Source organism: Salinivibrio sp. IB574, assembly GCF_001996205.1.
Classification (GTDB): Bacteria; Pseudomonadota; Gammaproteobacteria; order Enterobacterales; family Vibrionaceae; genus Salinivibrio; species Salinivibrio proteolyticus.
In genome coordinates this window covers 72,301-90,226 of sequence record NZ_MUFN01000003.1, presented here as the reverse complement: position 1 = coordinate 90,226, position 17,926 = coordinate 72,301, and the positions used below count along the sequence as shown (strand labels likewise).

The window sequence follows — 17,926 nt, the reverse complement described above, 5'->3', positions numbered from 1 at the left end:
GGAAAGTCATCAGCGCCCCCTTGTAACCCTTAACCTTGTTTATAACTGCTGATTCACATAGCTCAGCATTTGGTCAACAGACGAAATCACTTTTGAGTTCATCTCGTAGACACGCTGCGCTTCAATCATGTTGACCAGCTCTTCGGTGACATTCACGTTCGAGGTTTCTAGCATCGACTGCTTCACTTCACCGAAGCCATCCAGACCAGGCACCCCTTCTTGTGGATCGCCACTGGCCCCTGTCGGTAAGTAAATGTTTTGCCCAATCGGCTCCAACCCACCTGGGTTGATAAAATCGACCGTGGTGATCTGACCCAACACTTGGTTTTCTTGCTGCCCACGCAAACGGGCTGACACTTCACCGTCAGTACCCACCGTAATCTGCACCGCGTCTTGCGGTACGGTGATTTCAGGTTGCAGCACGTAGCCAGAACCCGATGTCACTATGGTGCCTTCATCGTTTAGGGTGAACTGACCATTACGTTGGTAACCGATATTGCCGTCCGGCAACAATACTTGGAAGAAACCATCGCCTTGGATCATCATATCAAGCGCGTTATTGGTGGTTTGCACATTACCATTGGTATGAACACGCTGCGTGGCAACCACTTTAGAACCCGCGCCTAGCATCAGGCCACTGGGCAACTCTGTGTTTTGCGAAGACTGGCCACCCGGTTGGTTGATGTTTTGATAAAACAAATCTTCAAACACGGCACGCGACTTTTTAAAGCCAATGGTGGATGCGTTCGCTAAGTTATTCGAGATGGTCGAGATGTTAGTCTGTTGCGCATCAAGTCCGGTTTTACTGACCCATAATGCTGGATGCATAGTGTGTTCCTCTTAAGATGACTTAGCCAAGCTGCAACAGTGATGCAGACGACTCGTCCATTTTTTCCGCAGTTTTCATCAGCTTCACTTGCATTTCAAAGTGACGCTGCAAGTCGATTAAGCCGGTCATTTCGCCCACAGCATTGACGTTGCTGCCTTCTAATGCACCGGTGAGTAGCGTCACGCCCGCATCAGCAGGAAAGATAGTGCCGGGTTGCTTGGCTTTGAAAACCCCGTCTTTGTCTTTGAATAAGTCTTGATTGTCGGGACGAACCAATTTAATCCTATCCACCACTTCCATCGCATCGGCAGGCGCCCCTTGCGGAAGCACCGACACCGAGCCATCTTTGCCCACTTCAATTTTTGCTGCCGGGAGTGGAATAAAAATCGGACCGCCGGTTTCCCCTAAGATTAGGTTGCCGTTACTGTTTTGCAGCAGCCCTGTCTGGTCGACTTTCAAGTGGCCCGCGCGGGTATATCCCTCTTGCCCTTGGCTATCGAGTACCGCTAACCAACCCTGTCCCTGTACGGCAACATCGAGATTACGGCCGGTGGTAATCGTTGAGCCCTGCTCAAAACGATAGCCAGGACGCTCTGTCATGTTGAACACACGGCTGGGAAGTCCTTCGCCATACGCTTGCATGGAGCGAGACTGCTCAAGATCGGCTCGAAAGCCTGTTGTGCTCACGTTTGCCAAGTTATTTGCGCGCAGCTGCATCGCTTGCATGTCCTGCTTCGCACCACTCATGGCAAGGTATAACGCGCGATCCATATTGGTTGCCTCCACAATCGTTCTAACCAGAACAAAGCAAAGAGCATGCCATTATTAAAACTTGATGTTTATCAATTGATTATGAAGATTTGGTGCCAAGAGGACGCTAAGCAGAAGGAGAGAATGGAAAAGCCTTGCCGCCCAAGGGGTGGACGGCAAGGAAAGTACGGCTATCGAATTTGCAAGATGTTTTGTTGCATCTGGTTGCTCACTTCCAAGGCTCGTGAGTTGGCTTGGAAGTTACGCTGTGCAGTGATCAAGTCCACCAGCTCTTGAGTCATATCGATATTCGATTGCTCGATCGTTCCGCTTTTTACTTGGCCAAACGCACCTTGCATCGCTTCACCAAAAATAGGATCGCCAGAGTCTTGTGTCACATCCCATTGGGTGTTGCCCACTTGCGCGAGGCCTTGTTGGTTGGCCACACGAACCATGGCGACACGCCCTAGTGCGATGTTTTCACCGTTACTATAGGTGGCCATGATGGTGCCTTTGGGATCAATATCGACCTTGGTCAAATAGCCGGTCGTCGCGCCATCGTCGCTAAACTTACGCATTTCAAACGGTGCGGCATATTGGGTTGGGTTGTCGAAGTTAATCGTCAACTGCTGATCACCATTTGCACCGTTCATCTCTAGCGCCGCTCCCGCAGGGCCGAGCGGATCGGTTACTATTGGGTTGCCACCGTTGATGCTGTTAACGGAGCCATCTGAGTTAAAATCGACCGTATGCCCCGTGTGTCCTGTGGCGTTGGTGGCATTACCGCCTTGAATATTAACCGGTTTTTCCCCTTCGGGGTCCGTCATGGTGTAATACACCGACCAACTATTCGGGTTGGCGGGATCATTCCCTTTCACATAATAAGTAGAAAGCTTATACGGCTGACCCAATGAATCATACACAGTGGCAGACGTTTGCTTGTTGTAGGTTTCTGGGTCTTCAAAATTAAACTGCGCCGGATCTTTATCTGCGCCGCCGGCTGGTAAGTTCAAGCCAATATCAACATTCTGCGAGGCACGTGGCTGACCAAACTGGTCAGGCACATTCAGTGCTTGGGGCTCATATGAACCAACTTGCTGAGTGTCAGGGTCCACTTTATAACCCATTAGGTACTGACCTTCCGAGTTGATAATGTCGTTGTTTTTATCAAGGTGGAAGGCGCCGTTACGCGTCAGGTGATAGTCGTTGGTTTGAAGCTTATCATTCGAGACGCCAAAGAACCCATTACCACTGATCCGTAAATCCAACGGGTTGTTGGTGTAGATACTCGAGCCCTCATGGAACTGCTGCGCAACGACTGAGGTTTGCACACCCGTACCATTGGTGGTTTTCGAGTTCGAAAAAATCGACGTTGAATACACATCCCCGAACTCAGCACGCGACTCTTTAAAGCCATAGGTATTGGCGTTCGCAATGTTGTTACTGGTGGTATTCATGTCTTTCTGGGCCGCACCAAGGCCACTTAACGCAATATTAAAACCCATTGCTTTCCACTCCTAATAAATCGGTTAGCCTTTCGTCACATTACCGACGTCGGCATTACCGACTTCTAGCACTTCAGCGAGCTTGAACGGTGAGGAGAAGCCGGCAAGATTTAACATCACGTTGCCGTCGCCATTCCCCAGCAAGACACTGTTCACATTGGCATAGGTTGATAAATCAAACTCTTGAGTTTTGCCATCAACCATGCCGCTGACTTTCAATCGATAGCGACCTTCCGGCATCGGATTGCCGTTGTCATCGTTGCCGTCCCACTCAACCCGGTGATCGCCGGGCGGCTTCGGCCCCATGCTGAAGGTTCGCAATAGCTGGCCTTGTTCGTTCTCCACCCGAACACTCACGTTATCGAGCGCGCGAGGCAGTTTTACCATGCCCGCGATACCGCCCGCCTCAGGCTTGACGCCCATCGAGCCAGGAACCAGTACGTCTCGGCCAACCAAAGATGACGCTTGTAGTGCTTGGTTCGAAGTAATCGACTCATTGAACGCATCAAATTGATTGTTCATCTTGCCGATCCCTTCTACCGTCGCGAATGACGCCATCTGGGAGATCATTTTGTCATTGTCGACAGGCTTGAACGGATCCTGTTGTGACAGCTGCTTGGTGAGCAGTGAGAGAAAGTCTTCCTGCTTGAGCTCAGTCTGTCCAGTGACTTTCTCCTGGCTCTCTTGCAGTTTTTTCTCCTGCTGCGCCTTGAGCTGGTCAATGTAGGACAGTCCGCTAGTCGAACCTGTACCGTCGATTCCGGCCATTATCGCCTCCTACATTACTGACCCATCTGAAGCGTACGCATCAGCATTTGTTTACTCGCATCGGCAACCTGCACGTTAGTTTGGTAGGCGCGCGACGCGGAGATCATATTCGCCATTTCTTCCATCACGTTGACGTTGGGTTTAAAAATATAACCCTCTTCATTCGCCATCGGGTGGTCAGGGTTATATTCGGCACGTAAAGGCTTTTGGCTCTCAACGATACCTTTAATATGCACCGGCACACTCTCACCGCTTTGCTGCTTGAAGCGATTAAGCTCTGCAGCAAAAATCGGATGCCGTGCACGGTAGGTTTCCTGCGCAGAACTGCTTACCGAATTGGCATTGGCTAGGTTGCTTGATGTGGTGTTCAACCGCACTGACTCTGCGCTCATCGCCGAACCAGATACGTTAAAGATATTAAACAAGCTCATCGGTTATTCCCCTTTCAATGCCTTTTTCATGTTCTTGAACTTTGAGCCAAGAAAATCCAGTGAGGCTTGGTATTCCAATGCATTCTGCATAAACAAATTCTTTTCGAGCTGAGCATCAACCGTGTTGCCATCCCCAGTATCAGGTTGCGTAGGCACGCGGTACTTCTTCTCGCCCGCCACGTGGGTGGTGGCAGCAATGTGCCGCTCATTAGTGCGGCTTAGGCCAATACTTGCCCCTGAGGTTGCCGCCTGCAAAGCACGTTTAAAGTCGATATCTTGTGCTTTGTAGCCTGGCGTGTTGGCATTAGCAATGTTGCTAGACAGCGTCTCTGCCCGTGTAGCGCGTACGCCGACAGTGTGCTGGTGTACGCCTAATGCATTGTCAAATGTAATCGCCATGGGCAACCTCCAAAACTCTTCTCATCACATCAAAGCAATCTTGATGCCAATTTTTGATTTCCAACCTAAACGCTATATTTTCAATGAGATAGAAACCAAGCCGCGGGATTATCTGGATGAGACGGCGGCAATACTCACTAAAGAAGAGGCAAACAGAAAAGAAAAAGCGGCAAGAAAGATGCCGCTTTTGAAAAGGATTACTTGAGTTTGTAAATAATACCGGGGTTACACCGGATCATCTCAAATTTATCAGTGAGCCCAGTCAGCGACTCAGACGCCCCAAGAATTAAGTGTCCGCCCGGGTTAAGCGCTCCCGCCATCTGATTTAAGACCTGAGCCTTCATGTCTGGCGAAAAGTAAATCAAGACGTTACGACAAAAAATAATGTCGAACTTACCCAATAAGCTATAGCTTTCCATCAGGTTCTGCGGGCGGAATGTCACCATGCGCTTAATATTCTCTTTCACCCGCATCTTGCCATCACCGACATCTTCAAAAAAGGTACGACGACGCTCAGGTGAGAGTCCGCGTCCTAGGGCAAGATTATCGTAAATTCCCTGACGGCAAGCCTCCAACATCGATGTTGATATATCGGTAGCAGTAATGCTCACACTGCCTAGCATGCCTGGCTTACGTTGCTGCGTTTCAGCCACTGTCATGGCAATAGAATACGGTTCTTGCCCGGATGAGCTCGCCGCCGACCAAATTTTGATCGGTTTGCGGGCTTTGCCTAATTCAGGAAGTAGACGATGGGCCAACACTTCAAACGGGTAGGTGTCACGAAACCACAGGGTTTCATTGGTGGTCATCGCATCGATTGCTGCCACTGCCAGCTCTCGATTTCGGCCCGTAATCACCGATTTCACCAATTCAGAGAGTGACGCCAAACCAAACTTATTGACCAATGGGCTAAGTCGGCTTCGTACTAGGTATTGTTTGCTATCCCCAAGCACGATGCCGCATTTCGATTCGAGATGCTTGCAGAAGTCTCGATATTCTTGGTCACTGATTGCTACATTTGTCATTAATCAACTCAATCGCTCTGTTTGGGTTACGACTTAACCGCTTCGATGACGGCAGAGCCCAATTCATCAGGGTCGAATTTCGCGATAAACGAGTTGGCGCCCACGCGCTGCACCATGGCCTCGTTAAATACCCCACTTAAAGATGAATGCAATACTACATGAAGATCTTTTAAGCTCGCATCTTTTCGGATTTCAGTGGTGAGGGTGTAACCGTCCATTTCCGGCATCTCAATATCTGAAATCACCAATGCCAGCTGGCTATATATATTGCCTTCTGCTGCCATTTCTTTCAGTTTATCCAGTGCCTCTTTGCCATCTTGTACCAAGATAACATCATAACCGACACTTTCTACAGCGCGCTTCACTTGGCGACGCGCCACGCTCGAATCATCCGCGACCAGTACTTGGCTCGGAGCGCTTTCCTCGCGTTCTTGACGCTTAGAGAGCACCTCCTCACTGATTTCCTCATTCACGGGTGCAATTTCATTCAAGATTTTTTCAACATCCAGCACTTCCACTAGTTCATTGTCAATTTCAGTGACAGCGGTCAAGTAGTGAGAACGGCCCGTGCCTTGAGGCGGAGGGAGGATTTTTTCCCAATTCATGTTCACGATACGCTCGACCGAGCCAACTAAAAAGCCCTGCATCGAGCGGTTAAATTCAGAAATGATCACGAAACGATTTTCGGGATCCGGAATAGCTGGCCCGCCAGTTGCTAGGCTCATATCAATGACAGAGACTGTTTGACCACGAATGTGTGCGACCCCTTTTACTAAGGGATGTAAATTTGCCATCGCGGTTAACTTAGGGCACTGAAGAACTTCCTTTACTTTAAAGACGTTAATGCCAAAGCGTTGGTTTCTCATCAGGCGGAAAGTCAACAGCTCTAACCGGTTTTGTCCTACCAGCTGCGTGCGCTGGTTGACCGAATCAAGAACACCACCTGTCATAAGATAAACTCCATGTTGCCCCGTTTTTTATGTAGAGTAGCATGATAATAGTAGTGGGTTATTGCACTACTCTCGAGAAAGAAGGGAAAATTTCTTCTTTGGTCGTCATCAATGGTTTGGATCTATGTATCAGATATTACGTTTATTTATCGTCAGCTTATTAGCAAGCTTTAGCGTAAGTATAGCCGCTGCGACGGTAAGTCAAATGGATGCGGTCAGAGAAGCGGCAGAACAACATGTCGAGTCTATCATTTCGGTGCCCAAAAACGGTGAGCTCGACATCACAGCCGGCAACCTTGACTCGAGATTACGCCTGACCGATTGCCCGCTGCCATTGGATACCGAAGTGCCAGGGCGACAACGTATGAATACCTCGGTAACGGTCATGGTCTCGTGTCCTCAAGATGACTGGCAGGTGTATATCCCAGTCCAAATTCGCTTAATGATCCCACTGGTCGTTGCCAAGCGTCCGTTAGATCGTGGCATGCCTCTTGCAGCGAGTGATATGACCATTCAAATGGTTGACAGTCGGTTTCAACGTGGCCAAACCTACACCAGTCCAGCGCGCCTAATAGGCTCGAAAGTAAAGAGAACGGTCGGGATTGGTCAGCCCATCAGCAGTAACGATGTGTGTGCCGTGTGTCGAAATGATGACGTTGTTATCACTGCACGTGGAAACGGACTCAATATTGTTGCAAAAGGTACGGCATTAAGTGACGGTGCTCTAGGAGAGCAAATAAAAGTCAAGAACGATAAATCCAATCGGATTGTCGATGCTACAATCTCGGCGGTGGGCGAAGTGACGGTAAATTTCTAATTTTTTACGCCCGAATGCTAAAGTTAGCAAAAGGAATGCCGATACGCTGAGCAACGGACTCAAAAGCGACTGACAGTAAGGCGACGTTTATGGCGAGTATTGATCAACTACGTGGTAACCAGCAACCGCTGACCACAACCCGCAATAGCGGGAACCAGAATAAGACACAAGAGGCGCAAGGGAGCGCCGTGCGTGAACAGCAACGCACGACCAGTCAAGATGATGCAGTGTCGCTGAGCCATCAAAGCCGAGAGATCGGAAAAATGAATCAGCAAATGGCCTCTGAGCCGTATTTTGACAGTGCGAAAGTCGCTGAAATTAAACAAGCCATTGCCAATGGCTCGTATAAAGTCGATGCTGACAAACTCGCTGCCAATATGATGCGCTTTGAGAACGATTTGAACGACAGTTAATCTGGCGGGATAGTTTATGAGTCAAAATGCGCCCCTGTCCGTCCTTCTCGAGCAGCAGCTAGAGCGAGTTCAGTCGCTAAAAACGCTGCTCGAGCAAGAAGCCAAAACCATTGCCAGCCGGGTGTCGGAAGACATCGAAGCCACCGCCAAACAAAAGCAAATCTTGGTGAATGAAATACAGCGTGCTGATAGCCAACTCGCGCAGCACCCTGAGCGAGAAAAGCTTCAAGGCGATCCGCAATGCGTTGAATACGTCAACACCATCCAACAGCACATTCAAGCCTGTAAGCAACAAAACGAGACCAATGGGATGGCGCTACAACGCGCAAGTTTAAGCATCCACCGGTTACGTAATTTGTTCCAAGAAAGCGGCGGCAAGTCAGAGCTGACTTATGACCATGACGGCAATGCGTCAGGCCGGAAAACCCTTGGCACAAATGTAAAAGCGTAGCTCGCGCTTTAGTATACGCCGAGCCACCTGACACTGCGCACTGACGTCTCCTTACTTAACCGCTTTAAATTGGTCGTAGCGCGTATGCCCACTGCGCGTGCCCCCTCCCAATGGTACAACTCGATCTGCAAAACAACGTAGCTTAGCTGGCCAATAACAGTTAATAAAAAAGCGAGCCATCTGGCTCGCTGATTGCGCGTAGAAACGGTGGATTAAAAGATAATATTTTCGTTACGGGGGATGTTTTGCGACTCGCCATAACGCTTCATTTTTTGCATCAAGTCTAAATCAAGCTCCAATTCGGTCACGTAGCTGTCACCAACTTTATAGCTTGCCACCACTTCGGCACCGCGGATAATCCCATCGACAGCGCCTTGTGTGCTATCACGGCCAAGACTTTGATCCTCCACACGCGTACGACCACTGACTCGAAGCCCATACACCTGCTCACTGAGCTCTTTATATGCCTCGACTTTTGACGCTCGCATTGCACGTGTTTCACGCTCTTCTTGCGTGGCCCCTTGTTGAGCACTGATTGAAGCCATACCAACCGCAGAAATAACATTCTCCTCTTTCATCTTGGTCAGAGGCTGACACGCGGTTAAAGCCATCAGGGCTAAAAGGCAAAGTCCATGTTTTATGCTCATGAATCATCCTGTCTTGGTTAAGGCTTAAGAACGACTGTTTCACGCTTGATGCGGTTTTGATCATCACGAATAATGACGCCATCACGCATGCGCACTTTATAAAGCGTGTCAATATCTCGACCAATACGGTCTGCGGGTAAAAACCCTTGCGCAGAAGCGACCACAACACGCGACTCCATGCCAATAATACGCGCATTGACCAGTACACCTCCACCTTGTCGTAGCATGGTGCCTGTCAATATATAATCAATTTGCTGCTCGGGGTTTAACTCTTTCCAATCACGGCTGATGGCAAAGTCCCCTTCTTCGGTGACACGAATAGCGCCGGTCGATTTGAAGTCTATGACGGTAAAGCCACGGCTTTGCATCTGATAGATCAGCCCTTCGGTCACTGTATTGCCTAACCAGTTCGTTTCAGACATGTCTTGCAAGTCTACAAACGACGTGACCGCCAACGGGGTACGTGCGGTTAAGTAAGCGTTTGTCGCCAGCAATTCGTCGGCCATGCTATTTAAAAAATAGTCCAGCGTGTGGCGAGGACGCTGCTTGAGGAAGAACTCACTCCCCGAGTAGGGCTCTTTCCCGTTGTAAATAGGCGTATATGCACAGCCTGCTGTCAACAGCGCTAATACCGCCACTATCCACTTTTTCATCGTATCATGCTCCGCGATCAGTCATCGATGTGAGACAAGTGTCTTCTTAGAGTATCGGACAAGGACCACAAACCTTTACCTTGAATTGTCACCCTTGTGTTCCGGAACACAACTTGCATCAATCTCTCATGCGTCATGCTCTTGTTAGGGTTGCCACCCTACCTGTTATGTTAACGAAGCAATTTCCATACCTACTAAGTGAGAACTTGACTATGAAAACCCGTTTGGCGCGATTCGGCCTGCTTTTTTCTCTGTTTATCACGCCGCTCACACAGGCAGCTTGGTATGAAGTGTCTGCCAGCTCGCCCATCCTTGAAAGCGAGCAAGCGGCACGCGTCCGCGCGTTAGAAGCCGCCACGTTCGATGCCATGCAGTTCTCCGGCGCCGATGTAGGCAGTTTGCAGCAAATCAAACGATTTCTTACCTCCGTTAAGCCCGGTTACCAGTTCAATGGTAGTGAAGTCCGCGAGATCTTAATTCTGGAAGAAGGCACTCAAGGTGGCAATTATGTGGTCAATGTGCGGGTGGATATCTATCCATCGGCAAATGCTTGCCACAAGACACAGTATAAGAAAGGAATGGTGATGACACGCTTTCCGATTGTGTCGCCTCAGCAAGCGGCCTTAGGAGGAATTTACCAATTTGGTGATGATTTTTCTGTGCTGCTTAGTCGAGAAGTCACTCAACACGGACAAAGTTTTGTTGGCCGTGGTATTGCGAATGTCGATGTTTCGCCGAACGCCCCGCAAGCTGTCGCGATGCTGGCGGAAGATAAAGATGCACAATTTGTCGTGACTGGAGCCATTACCGATCTCTCTGCGACCACAGACAGTGGCAGCTTCGGCCGCTCGCAAGACAATCGGCAATTGGCAGTCAATGTACAAGCGATGGACGCTGAAAGCGGTGAAGTCATTTTCCAGCGCCGCTATCGTGATGTTGCCAAATGGCCTTTTGAGCGCCATAGCCAAGTGGATACCCAAACAGCGCGTTTTTGGCAATCGCCTTACGGGCAAATGGCACGACGCATGAGTCGTAACATCTTGCTGGATTTAGAGTCGGCCTTATCCTGCCGCGCCAGCAAGCCTAAGATTGTGGCGCTAAAAGACAATATCGCACAAATCAACGTCGGCCGAATCAATGGGGTGAAACAGGGTGATCAGTTACAACTGTGGCATCTCGCTTCTTTCACTGATGATTTAGGAATTGTGCGCACTCAGCGCCGTAAAAGCGGAATGACATTAACCGTTGCGCGTGTTTATGAAAGCAGTGCCGAAGCGGTTATCCAACCCGACAGCTTGATAGGCAGCATTCAGATCGGTGATATTGTCACCAAAGGGATAAACTAAATTGAAACAGGCGCTTAAATCGCGCCTGTTTTTACGTATAATAGTTGCCCGCGCTCCCATAGCTCAACAGGATAGAGCAGTCGCCTCCTAAGCGACCGATCGGGGTTCGAGTCCCTGTGGGAGCGCCAGTAAACGTTTATCCCCTCCTTCTTTGGTTTCTACTTGGTGTTTGTTCAAAATATCCGAACATATCCATCAAGCCCTACTACTTATTATTCGGACGCCTCGTCTTTATCATTGCTCTCAATCCGGCGAGTAACGCCAATATCTATCAATTTTTTCGAAGAGGCCCATTATGCGTCAACATTTACACACTCTGCTTTCCACTCAATCAAGCTTTGCCCCCTTAGCTTTGCGCCTTCCTGTCGGAGTGATTTTGAGCGCTCATGGCGCGCAAAAACTGTTTGGTTGGTTTGGCGGCTATGGCCTTGAAGGAACGGGCCAATGGATGGCATCGATTGGCCTTGAGCCTGGTGTACTAATGGCGTTGATGGCAGGTAGTGCGGAGTTTTTTGGCGGTATGCTGCTGTTGATTGGTCTATTGACGCGCCCTGCTGCGGCTGTCACTGCAATCACCATGCTGGTCGCGATTGTTACCGTGCACTGGGATAACGGCCTATTTCTAAGCAACAACGGGTATGAGTTTGGATTGGCATTACTCGCTGCCGCCGTCTCATTGCTGTTCAGTGGGGCTGGCAATCTCTCTGTCGATAAAAAGCTCAACCAGACAATGCGCTAACCTCTGCGACTGACCCAAGATACAAAAATGCCGCGTGTTCAACGCGGCATTTTTCGTGGCCAAAGGTTGGTTGATTAAACGTAAGTCACCCACGCCCAAAGGCTCAACATGGCCATCACGCCGGCAAGGATATCATCGAGCATGATCCCCAGCCCACCATGAACATGCTTGTCCAACCAACTGATAGGCCAAGGCTTAATCATATCGAAGAGTCGAAACATCACGAAGCCCGCCAAGATAATCTGCCAGTCGGTGCTTGGCACCAATGCCATGGTGATCCAAAAGCCAACAAATTCATCCCACACAATCGCGCCGTGATCATGCACTTTCATATCCGCAGAGGTACGACCGCAAATCACAATCCCTGCAAGGCTACCGACAAGAATGGCTATCCATAAACCAACTGGCGCTGTGTAGGTAGCAAGTAGCCAATAAAAAGGCACCGCAAACAAGGTACCAACCGTCCCCGGCACCACCGGAGAGAGCCCGCTCCCCAGCCCAACGGCCAGCAAATGCAACGGATTTTTAAGCGATAAACGCTGCTTAGGATCTGTCACTGTCCAACTCCTTAAAGTGATCCCATCCTGATAGCGTCCAGTCTAAGGGATTACCATCGGCCATCAATTGTAAAGACTGACTGCCATTAATTTGACCAATACAAGAGGCGGTGACCCCAGTGTGTTTCAGTGTTGTCTCTAACGTCCCGCGATACATTTCCGGTACGGTAAAGCACAATTCATATTCTTCGCCACTGGTTAAGGCAAGCTTTTGCGCGGTTTCACGGCTGTCCACATCCGCCAGTAACGCCTCCGACAGCGGCAGTTGGGTCACATCAATGGATGCCCCCACACCACTGGCTTTGAGAATATGCTGAATATCAGCCACCAGCCCATCAGAAATATCAATCGCCGCCGAAGCGATACCGCGTAAAGCTTGGCCTGCTGTTACGCGAGGCTGCGCGCGATAATGCCGATTAATCAATGTGGCCGCCCGTGCCTCATCAGTCACCGGCTTACCAAGGACATAGTTCAGTCCTGCTTGACTGTCCCCCAACGTACCGGTGACATATAACCAATCCCCAGGCTTCGCACCATCGCGCGTTAATGCCTGTCCATGAGGGACATGGCCATGCAAAGTCATGGTAATACTTTTGGGTCCACGCGTGGTATCACCGCCAATCAGCTGAACTTGAAAATATTCAGCAAGCGCAGAGAAACCTTGGCAAAATCCCGCCACCCACGCTTCGTCTGGTTCAGGTAACGTTAGCGCCAACGAGCACCAAGCAGGCATCGCTCCCATGGCTGCTAAATCGCTTAAATTCGATGCAAACGCTTTATGCGCGATATCGGAAGCACTGGCTGTAGCAAGAAAGTGGGTACCTTCTACCATGGTATCTGTGGTGATGGCGAGCTGACAGCCCTCGGGGACTTGGGTAATGGCACAGTCGTCACCAATGCCTAGCGCCACATCGCGGCGGCTCACTGGCTGACGAGCGAAATAATCGCGAATCAGATCAAATTCGTTGCGCGTCATAATGGCTTTCGTGGTATTGCATCTAAAAATAAAAAGGCCAGCGGGGCTGGCCTTGAAAGGGAGGTAATTAACGAAGTCGTGGGGCCGCTTTATCAAGCACACCATTCACAAACTTGTGGCTGTCTTCGGCGCCAAAACGCTTCGCCAGTTCCACCGCTTCATTAATCACGACTTTATACGGCACATCTTCACGTTTCACCAATTCGTACATCGCCAAACGCAGCAGTGCGTGCTCCATATCGTCCAAGTCTTGCAATGGACGAGACAAGTAAGGACGCATTTTGCTGTCTAGCTCTTGATGACTCAGTACCACGCCGCTAAACAGATTGCGGAAATATTCCACATCGGTTTCAGGCTCACGCAGAAGTGGCTCTGCGTCTTTGTGGTCGTCTTCTTCATACTTTTCGGCTGCAAGGAATTGTGCCTCAATATCTGCGATATTGCCTTGCGCCAGTTGCCATGAATAGATGGCTTGCAATGCAAATTGGCGTGCATTACGTCGTGCGGCTGGTTTCACTCTAACCCCCGTTTAGGATTCAATCTGGGACAGGACATTGACCATTTCAAGCGCGCTCAGTGCAGCCTCTGCCCCTTTATTACCAGCCTTGGTACCTGCGCGTTCGATGGCTTGCTCAATGGTGTCAACAGTCAGCACGCCAAAGGCGACTGGGGTTTCAAACTCCAGTGCAACCTGTGCTAACCCTTTATTACATTCTCCGGCCACATAGTCAAAGTGGGGCGTGCCACCGCGGATCACCGAACCTAGCGCTACAATCGCATCGTAGCGACCGCTTTTGGCTAGTTTCTGGGTCACCAAAGGCAACTCGTAGGCACCGGGACAGCGGACCACGGTAATATTATCTTCGCTGACTTGGCCTTGGCGCTTCAGTGCGTCGATCGCACCTGATAGTAAACTCTCGTTGATAAAGCTATTAAAGCGAGAGATAACAATAGCAACCTGCGCGTTGGGCGCGGCAAATGCACCTTCGATTACGTTCATGAGCCTTCCTGTGACTTGCTTTCCGGAATGAGAAACCGCGCGATTCTACCACATTTTTAGCGAATGGCACCATGTTCCGTGCCCGCCAACCCTGTCGCACCTCGCGCAGCCTTGCTTGTTAGGTTATTCGGTGACGTATTCCACCACGTTCAACCCAAAGCCTGATAGTGCGTGATAGCGTTTCGTTGATGACGAAAGCAAACGCATTTGCTTAACGCCAAGGTCTGCCAAGATTTGCGAGCCAATGCCAACACGGCGTGACGTGCCTTGCCATTTGGCGCTAGCTGGCTGCTCGCCTTTATCTTGCGCTTCAAATGCTTTCACCTTATTGATAATGGCATCGCTGGTTTCTTCTTTCCCCAAAATCACCAACACACCACCGTCATGACTGATCCGTTGCATCGCACGGGTTAGGCTCCAGCTGCGTTCAGCCGTTCGGTCAGATTGAAGCACATCGGTAAAGGTATCTTGCAAGTGCACGCGAACCAAGGTCGGATCAGCGGTCACTTCGCCTTTACACATCGCATAGTGGATTTGGTTATCAATGGTGTCACGGTAGGTGACCAAATCAAACTCACCAAATTCGGTGGGCAACTTACAAGAGGCGACACGCTCAATGGTGGTTTCGTTAAGGTTTCGGTATTCAATCAAATCTGCAATGGTGCCCAGCTTGATACCGTGCTTTTCACAAAACACTTCCAAATCAGGACGGCGCGCCATGGTGCCATCTTCGTTGAGGATTTCGACAATCACGGACGCAGGACTAAAGCCTCCTAAGCGGGCCAGATCACAGCCTGCCTCGGTGTGGCCAGCACGGGTCAGAACACCACCCTCTTGTGCCATTAAGGGGAACACATGGCCCGGCTGAACTAAATCGGCAGCTTTCGCATTAGGCGCGACCGCAGCTTGTACGGTACGTGCACGATCGGCGGCAGAAATGCCGGTGGTCACCCCTTCCGCCGCTTCAATCGACACCGTGAAAGCAGTGGAAAATTGCGCGTTATTGTCAGACACCATCAAAGGTAATCCAAGCTGCTGACAGCGCTGTTGGGTCAGCGTTAAGCAAATCAAGCCCCGACCATGGGTGGCCATGAAATTGATAGCTTCTGGCGTGATCGCTTCGGCCGCAATGATCAAATCGCCTTCATTTTCGCGATCTTCGTCATCCATCAATACCACCATTTTACCTTGGCGGATATCGTCAATGATTTCTTGGGCACTACTTATTGCCATCTTGGATTCCTTATTTCAAAAAGCCGGAACGGGCCAGCGTATCAAGGCTGACTCCCGTTGGTTGTGTGGGTTCAGCCGCCTTGTCACCGAGCATTAATCGCTCAAGGTAACGGGCGATCACATCAACTTCGATGTTCACTTTGCGACCAGGGGCAAACGTTTGAATCGTGGTTTGTTCAGCGGTATGCGGCACGATGGTGAGCTTAAATGCACTGCCATTGACATCGTTCACCGTCAGGCTAATCCCATCTACCGTGATCGAGCCTTTCAATGCCACATATTTGGCGAGCTCAGACGGTAATCTAATCCAGTATTCCCACGCGCGGCCGGTTTGGTTCACTGATGTCACTTCACCAAGGCCATCAACATGGCCCGCCACCATGTGGCCGCCAAATCGCGTGGTGGGTAGCATCGCCTTTTCAAGATTGACCTTGTCTCCGACCGACAAGTGCCCTAGTGATGAACGCGCAAGGGTTTCAGATGACACATCTGCGCTGTAGCCCGTTGCGCTCAATGCTACCACGGTCAAGCACACCCCATTGGTGGCGATACTGTCACCCAGTTTGACATCACAGAGATCAAGCTCACCACTGTCGATAGTCAAAGTCATGTCTTGCCCGCGGCGAGTCAAGCGTTCTACTCGGCCTACCGCTTCGATAATTCCAGTAAACATCGTTATTCGTACTCTTGCGTGATCACGGCATGCTCAGAGAGCATGGCGGTTAAGCGAACATCGTCACCGATCCTCGTCACGTGATTAAAGTGAAAGCGCGGTGCATCGTCCATCCGTTGCATCCCATCTAAAGCAACCAAGGGGCGACTATCGCCTCCTAACAAGACGGGGGCTTGGTAAACAATCAGTTCATCGACTAACGATTCAGTGAGAAGCTGACCCGCTAGCCTTGCGCCCGCTTCGACCCACACTTTGTCAATGTCATGTTCCGCCAATGCGCGAAGGATAGCGGTGAGTGACGCATCGGGCATCACCCATTCTTGCACGTTATCCGGCCACGCATGATTACTCGGTGAATCAACAATACGGATCACATCACCGTCAAGCTGATAGACGGTTGCATCCGGTGAAGTTTTATTGTCTCTATCTAGCACAACACGTGTCGGTTGGCGCACAGTCGATTGCGGATAAGCATCAAGTGTGGCTCGAGGAAGTTGGCTTTGGCGTACATTGAGGCTGGGGTTATCGGCCAATACCGTGGCGCTGGTCGATAAAATGGCACTAGCTTGAGCACGAAACGCTTGCACATCGGCGCGTGCAGACTCACCGGTGATCCATTTACTTTGGCCATTGGCTAAGGCGGTCCGGCCATCGAGGCTTCCTGCCAGCTTAAGCTGTACATACGGCATTTGGGTGAGCATTCGCTTAATAAAACCGGGGTTTAGCGCCTTGGCCTGCTCTGCCATCACACCGACGACCACCTCAATACCTGCTTCTTGTAAGCGCGCGATGCCTCTCCCTGCCACTTGAGGATTGGGATCTTGCATGGCACACACTACGCGACTGACGTTAGCGGCAATTAAGGCATCGCAACACGGTGGCGTGCGACCATAGTGAGAGCAAGGCTCTAAGGTGACATAAGCTGTCGCCCCTTGTGCACGTTCCCCCGCCGCCTTTAAAGCGTGTACCTCGGCATGTGGCCCGCCGGGAGCAAGATGAAACCCTTCACCAACAATGTCGTCACCATGCGCAATCACACAGCCCACATTCGGATTCGGGGTCGTGGTAAAGCGCCCTTGAGCGGCAAGCGCGAGTGCGCGCGCCATCATGGTGTTATCGCGTTGGTTGTTACTCATTTTTGCAACCGTGCAATTTCTTCACCGAACTCACGAATATCTTCAAAGCTGTGATAGACAGAGGCAAAACGGATATACGCCACTTTATCGAGCTCTTTGAGTGCTTCCATCACTAAGTTACCAACCGAGGCTGAGCTAATCTCTCGCTCACCGGTCGCGCGAAGGCGTGATTTAATGCTGTTGATCGCTTTTTCAATATCGTCCGCACTGACAGGCCGTTTTTCCAGTGCGCGCTGAATGCCACCGCGCAGCTTTTCTTCGTCAAAAGGCTCACGATTACCATTGGTTTTGATGATGCGTGGCATCACCAGCTCTGCCGTTTCGAACGTGGTATAACGTTCTGCGCACGCCAAACACTGGCGACGACGACGAACTTGATGGCCATCGGCGACGAGTCGAGAATCGATCACTTTGGTGTCGGTTGCACCACAGAATGGACAGTGCATGGGGCTAGCCTCCTCAATATCATCCCGTTAGTGTAACCGATTTGCGATTATGAAAAAGCCTGCAAACGGCGAGTTTGTAACGATTCTGTGCGCAAAGCTGATTTCGCTAAGAATCGGTGGCTAACCACGCACAAAAAAGGCGCCTGAAGGCGCCTTTGCTGTTTCACTTACAACGCTCACCG

General features: G+C 50.4%; 24 protein-coding genes and 1 tRNA gene. 7 read left to right on the top strand and 18 right to left on the bottom strand.

Going from position 1 to position 17,926, the window contains the following annotated elements; genetic code table 11:
• Positions 1 to 39: 39 nt before the first annotated feature.
• From flgG to flgB, 6 genes are all read right to left on the bottom strand, one after another.
• A complete protein-coding gene (gene flgG / locus BZJ17_RS02470; protein WP_069589302.1) occupies positions 40 to 828 on the bottom strand; it encodes a flagellar basal-body rod protein FlgG in 789 nt (262 codons plus the stop codon).
• Positions 829 to 850: 22 nt separating this feature from the next.
• Positions 851 to 1,600, bottom strand: coding sequence for a flagellar basal-body rod protein FlgF (gene flgF / locus BZJ17_RS02465; protein ID WP_069589300.1), 750 nt, complete (start codon positions 1,598 to 1,600; stop codon positions 851 to 853).
• Between the two features lie 170 nt (positions 1,601 to 1,770).
• Positions 1,771 to 3,084 (bottom strand): flagellar hook protein FlgE, encoded by a 1,314-nt coding sequence (gene flgE / locus BZJ17_RS02460; protein ID WP_077639646.1) that lies wholly within the window; start codon positions 3,082 to 3,084, stop codon positions 1,771 to 1,773.
• A 24-nt stretch (positions 3,085 to 3,108) separates the two neighbouring features.
• Complete coding sequence (locus BZJ17_RS02455; RefSeq protein ID WP_069589298.1) at positions 3,109 to 3,852, bottom strand: flagellar hook assembly protein FlgD; 744 nt, start codon at positions 3,850 to 3,852, stop codon at positions 3,109 to 3,111.
• 14 nt (positions 3,853 to 3,866) lie between these two features.
• The gene (gene flgC, locus BZJ17_RS02450) at positions 3,867 to 4,283 is read right to left on the bottom strand and encodes a flagellar basal body rod protein FlgC (protein ID WP_069589296.1); all 417 of its coding nucleotides are present in this window, start codon (positions 4,281 to 4,283) and stop codon (positions 3,867 to 3,869) included.
• Positions 4,284 to 4,286: 3 nt separating this feature from the next.
• Entirely contained in the window at positions 4,287 to 4,682 is a 396-nt protein-coding gene (gene flgB, locus BZJ17_RS02445; protein ID WP_077455526.1) for a flagellar basal body rod protein FlgB, read from the bottom strand.
• Here flgB and BZJ17_RS02440 point away from each other — a divergent pair.
• Positions 4,681 to 4,887, top strand: coding sequence for a hypothetical protein (locus tag BZJ17_RS02440; protein WP_077639645.1), 207 nt, complete (start codon positions 4,681 to 4,683; stop codon positions 4,885 to 4,887). The genes flgB and BZJ17_RS02440 overlap by 2 nt on opposite strands.
• On the opposite strand, the gene BZJ17_RS02435 is transcribed toward BZJ17_RS02440, so the two are convergent.
• A complete protein-coding gene (locus BZJ17_RS02435) occupies positions 4,880 to 5,707 on the bottom strand; it encodes a protein-glutamate O-methyltransferase (protein ID WP_069589292.1) in 828 nt (275 codons plus the stop codon). The two genes, BZJ17_RS02440 and BZJ17_RS02435, sit on opposite strands and share 8 nt — an antisense overlap.
• Positions 5,708 to 5,733: 26 nt before the next feature.
• Positions 5,734 to 6,657, bottom strand: coding sequence for a chemotaxis protein CheV (locus tag BZJ17_RS02430; protein WP_077639644.1), 924 nt, complete (start codon positions 6,655 to 6,657; stop codon positions 5,734 to 5,736).
• Positions 6,658 to 6,781: 124 nt separating this feature from the next.
• On the opposite strand from BZJ17_RS02430, the gene flgA reads away from it, so the two are divergent.
• The 3 genes from flgA to flgN all read left to right on the top strand — a co-directional run bounded on the left by flgA (position 6,782) and on the right by flgN (position 8,338).
• Positions 6,782 to 7,474 carry a flagellar basal body P-ring formation chaperone FlgA gene (flgA, locus tag BZJ17_RS02425; RefSeq protein ID WP_077639643.1) on the top strand — a complete coding sequence of 231 codons (693 nt, stop codon included), beginning with the start codon at positions 6,782 to 6,784 and terminating at the stop codon, positions 7,472 to 7,474.
• An 89-nt stretch (positions 7,475 to 7,563) separates the two neighbouring features.
• Complete coding sequence (flgM, locus tag BZJ17_RS02420; RefSeq protein WP_069589288.1) at positions 7,564 to 7,887, top strand: flagellar biosynthesis anti-sigma factor FlgM; 324 nt, start codon at positions 7,564 to 7,566, stop codon at positions 7,885 to 7,887.
• Between the two features lie 16 nt (positions 7,888 to 7,903).
• Positions 7,904 to 8,338, top strand: a complete 435-nt coding sequence (gene flgN / locus BZJ17_RS02415) for a flagellar export chaperone FlgN (RefSeq protein WP_077455530.1) — start codon at positions 7,904 to 7,906, stop codon at positions 8,336 to 8,338.
• A gap of 212 nt (positions 8,339 to 8,550) precedes the next feature.
• Here the strand turns inward: flgN and BZJ17_RS02410 are convergent, their stop codons facing one another.
• Positions 8,551 to 8,985 (bottom strand): LPP20 family lipoprotein, encoded by a 435-nt coding sequence (locus tag BZJ17_RS02410; protein WP_102136080.1) that lies wholly within the window; start codon positions 8,983 to 8,985, stop codon positions 8,551 to 8,553.
• A 17-nt stretch (positions 8,986 to 9,002) separates the two neighbouring features.
• A complete protein-coding gene (locus BZJ17_RS02405) occupies positions 9,003 to 9,638 on the bottom strand; it encodes a FlgO family outer membrane protein (protein ID WP_069589286.1) in 636 nt (211 codons plus the stop codon).
• A 212-nt stretch (positions 9,639 to 9,850) separates the two neighbouring features.
• Between BZJ17_RS02405 and BZJ17_RS02400 the strand changes: the two genes are divergently transcribed.
• The 3 genes from BZJ17_RS02400 (at position 9,851) to BZJ17_RS02390 (ending at position 11,723) form a co-directional block, all read left to right on the top strand.
• Positions 9,851 to 10,984, top strand: coding sequence for a flagella assembly protein FlgT (locus tag BZJ17_RS02400; protein ID WP_069589284.1), 1,134 nt, complete (start codon positions 9,851 to 9,853; stop codon positions 10,982 to 10,984).
• A gap of 52 nt (positions 10,985 to 11,036) precedes the next feature.
• Positions 11,037 to 11,112 (top strand) — tRNA-Arg (locus tag BZJ17_RS02395).
• A gap of 167 nt (positions 11,113 to 11,279) precedes the next feature.
• Complete coding sequence (locus tag BZJ17_RS02390; RefSeq protein WP_077639642.1) at positions 11,280 to 11,723, top strand: DoxX family protein; 444 nt, start codon at positions 11,280 to 11,282, stop codon at positions 11,721 to 11,723.
• A gap of 74 nt (positions 11,724 to 11,797) precedes the next feature.
• On the opposite strand, the gene BZJ17_RS02385 is transcribed toward BZJ17_RS02390, so the two are convergent.
• From BZJ17_RS02385 to nrdR, 8 genes are all read right to left on the bottom strand, one after another.
• A complete protein-coding gene (locus BZJ17_RS02385) occupies positions 11,798 to 12,280 on the bottom strand; it encodes a phosphatidylglycerophosphatase A (protein ID WP_069589281.1) in 483 nt (160 codons plus the stop codon).
• Complete coding sequence (gene thiL, locus BZJ17_RS02380; RefSeq protein WP_077639641.1) at positions 12,267 to 13,256, bottom strand: thiamine-phosphate kinase; 990 nt, start codon at positions 13,254 to 13,256, stop codon at positions 12,267 to 12,269. The genes BZJ17_RS02385 and thiL overlap by 14 nt, the downstream gene beginning before the upstream one ends.
• A 67-nt stretch (positions 13,257 to 13,323) precedes the next feature.
• Entirely contained in the window at positions 13,324 to 13,773 is a 450-nt protein-coding gene (gene nusB, locus BZJ17_RS02375; protein ID WP_069589278.1) for a transcription antitermination factor NusB, read from the bottom strand.
• Between the two features lie 12 nt (positions 13,774 to 13,785).
• Positions 13,786 to 14,256 (bottom strand): 6,7-dimethyl-8-ribityllumazine synthase, encoded by a 471-nt coding sequence (gene ribE, locus BZJ17_RS02370; RefSeq protein WP_069589277.1) that lies wholly within the window; start codon positions 14,254 to 14,256, stop codon positions 13,786 to 13,788.
• Positions 14,257 to 14,379: 123 nt separating this feature from the next.
• On the bottom strand, positions 14,380 to 15,489 hold the full coding sequence (gene ribBA / locus BZJ17_RS02365) for a bifunctional 3,4-dihydroxy-2-butanone-4-phosphate synthase/GTP cyclohydrolase II (protein ID WP_069589276.1): 1,110 nt from the start codon (positions 15,487 to 15,489) through the stop codon (positions 14,380 to 14,382).
• A 10-nt stretch (positions 15,490 to 15,499) separates the two neighbouring features.
• Positions 15,500 to 16,162 (bottom strand): riboflavin synthase, encoded by a 663-nt coding sequence (locus BZJ17_RS02360; protein WP_077639640.1) that lies wholly within the window; start codon positions 16,160 to 16,162, stop codon positions 15,500 to 15,502.
• Between the two features lie 2 nt (positions 16,163 to 16,164).
• Positions 16,165 to 17,298, bottom strand: coding sequence for a bifunctional diaminohydroxyphosphoribosylaminopyrimidine deaminase/5-amino-6-(5-phosphoribosylamino)uracil reductase RibD (gene ribD, locus BZJ17_RS02355; RefSeq protein ID WP_077639639.1), 1,134 nt, complete (start codon positions 17,296 to 17,298; stop codon positions 16,165 to 16,167).
• Entirely contained in the window at positions 17,295 to 17,744 is a 450-nt protein-coding gene (nrdR, locus tag BZJ17_RS02350) for a transcriptional regulator NrdR (protein ID WP_069589271.1), read from the bottom strand. The genes ribD and nrdR overlap by 4 nt, the downstream gene beginning before the upstream one ends.
• Positions 17,745 to 17,926 lie beyond the last annotated feature (182 nt).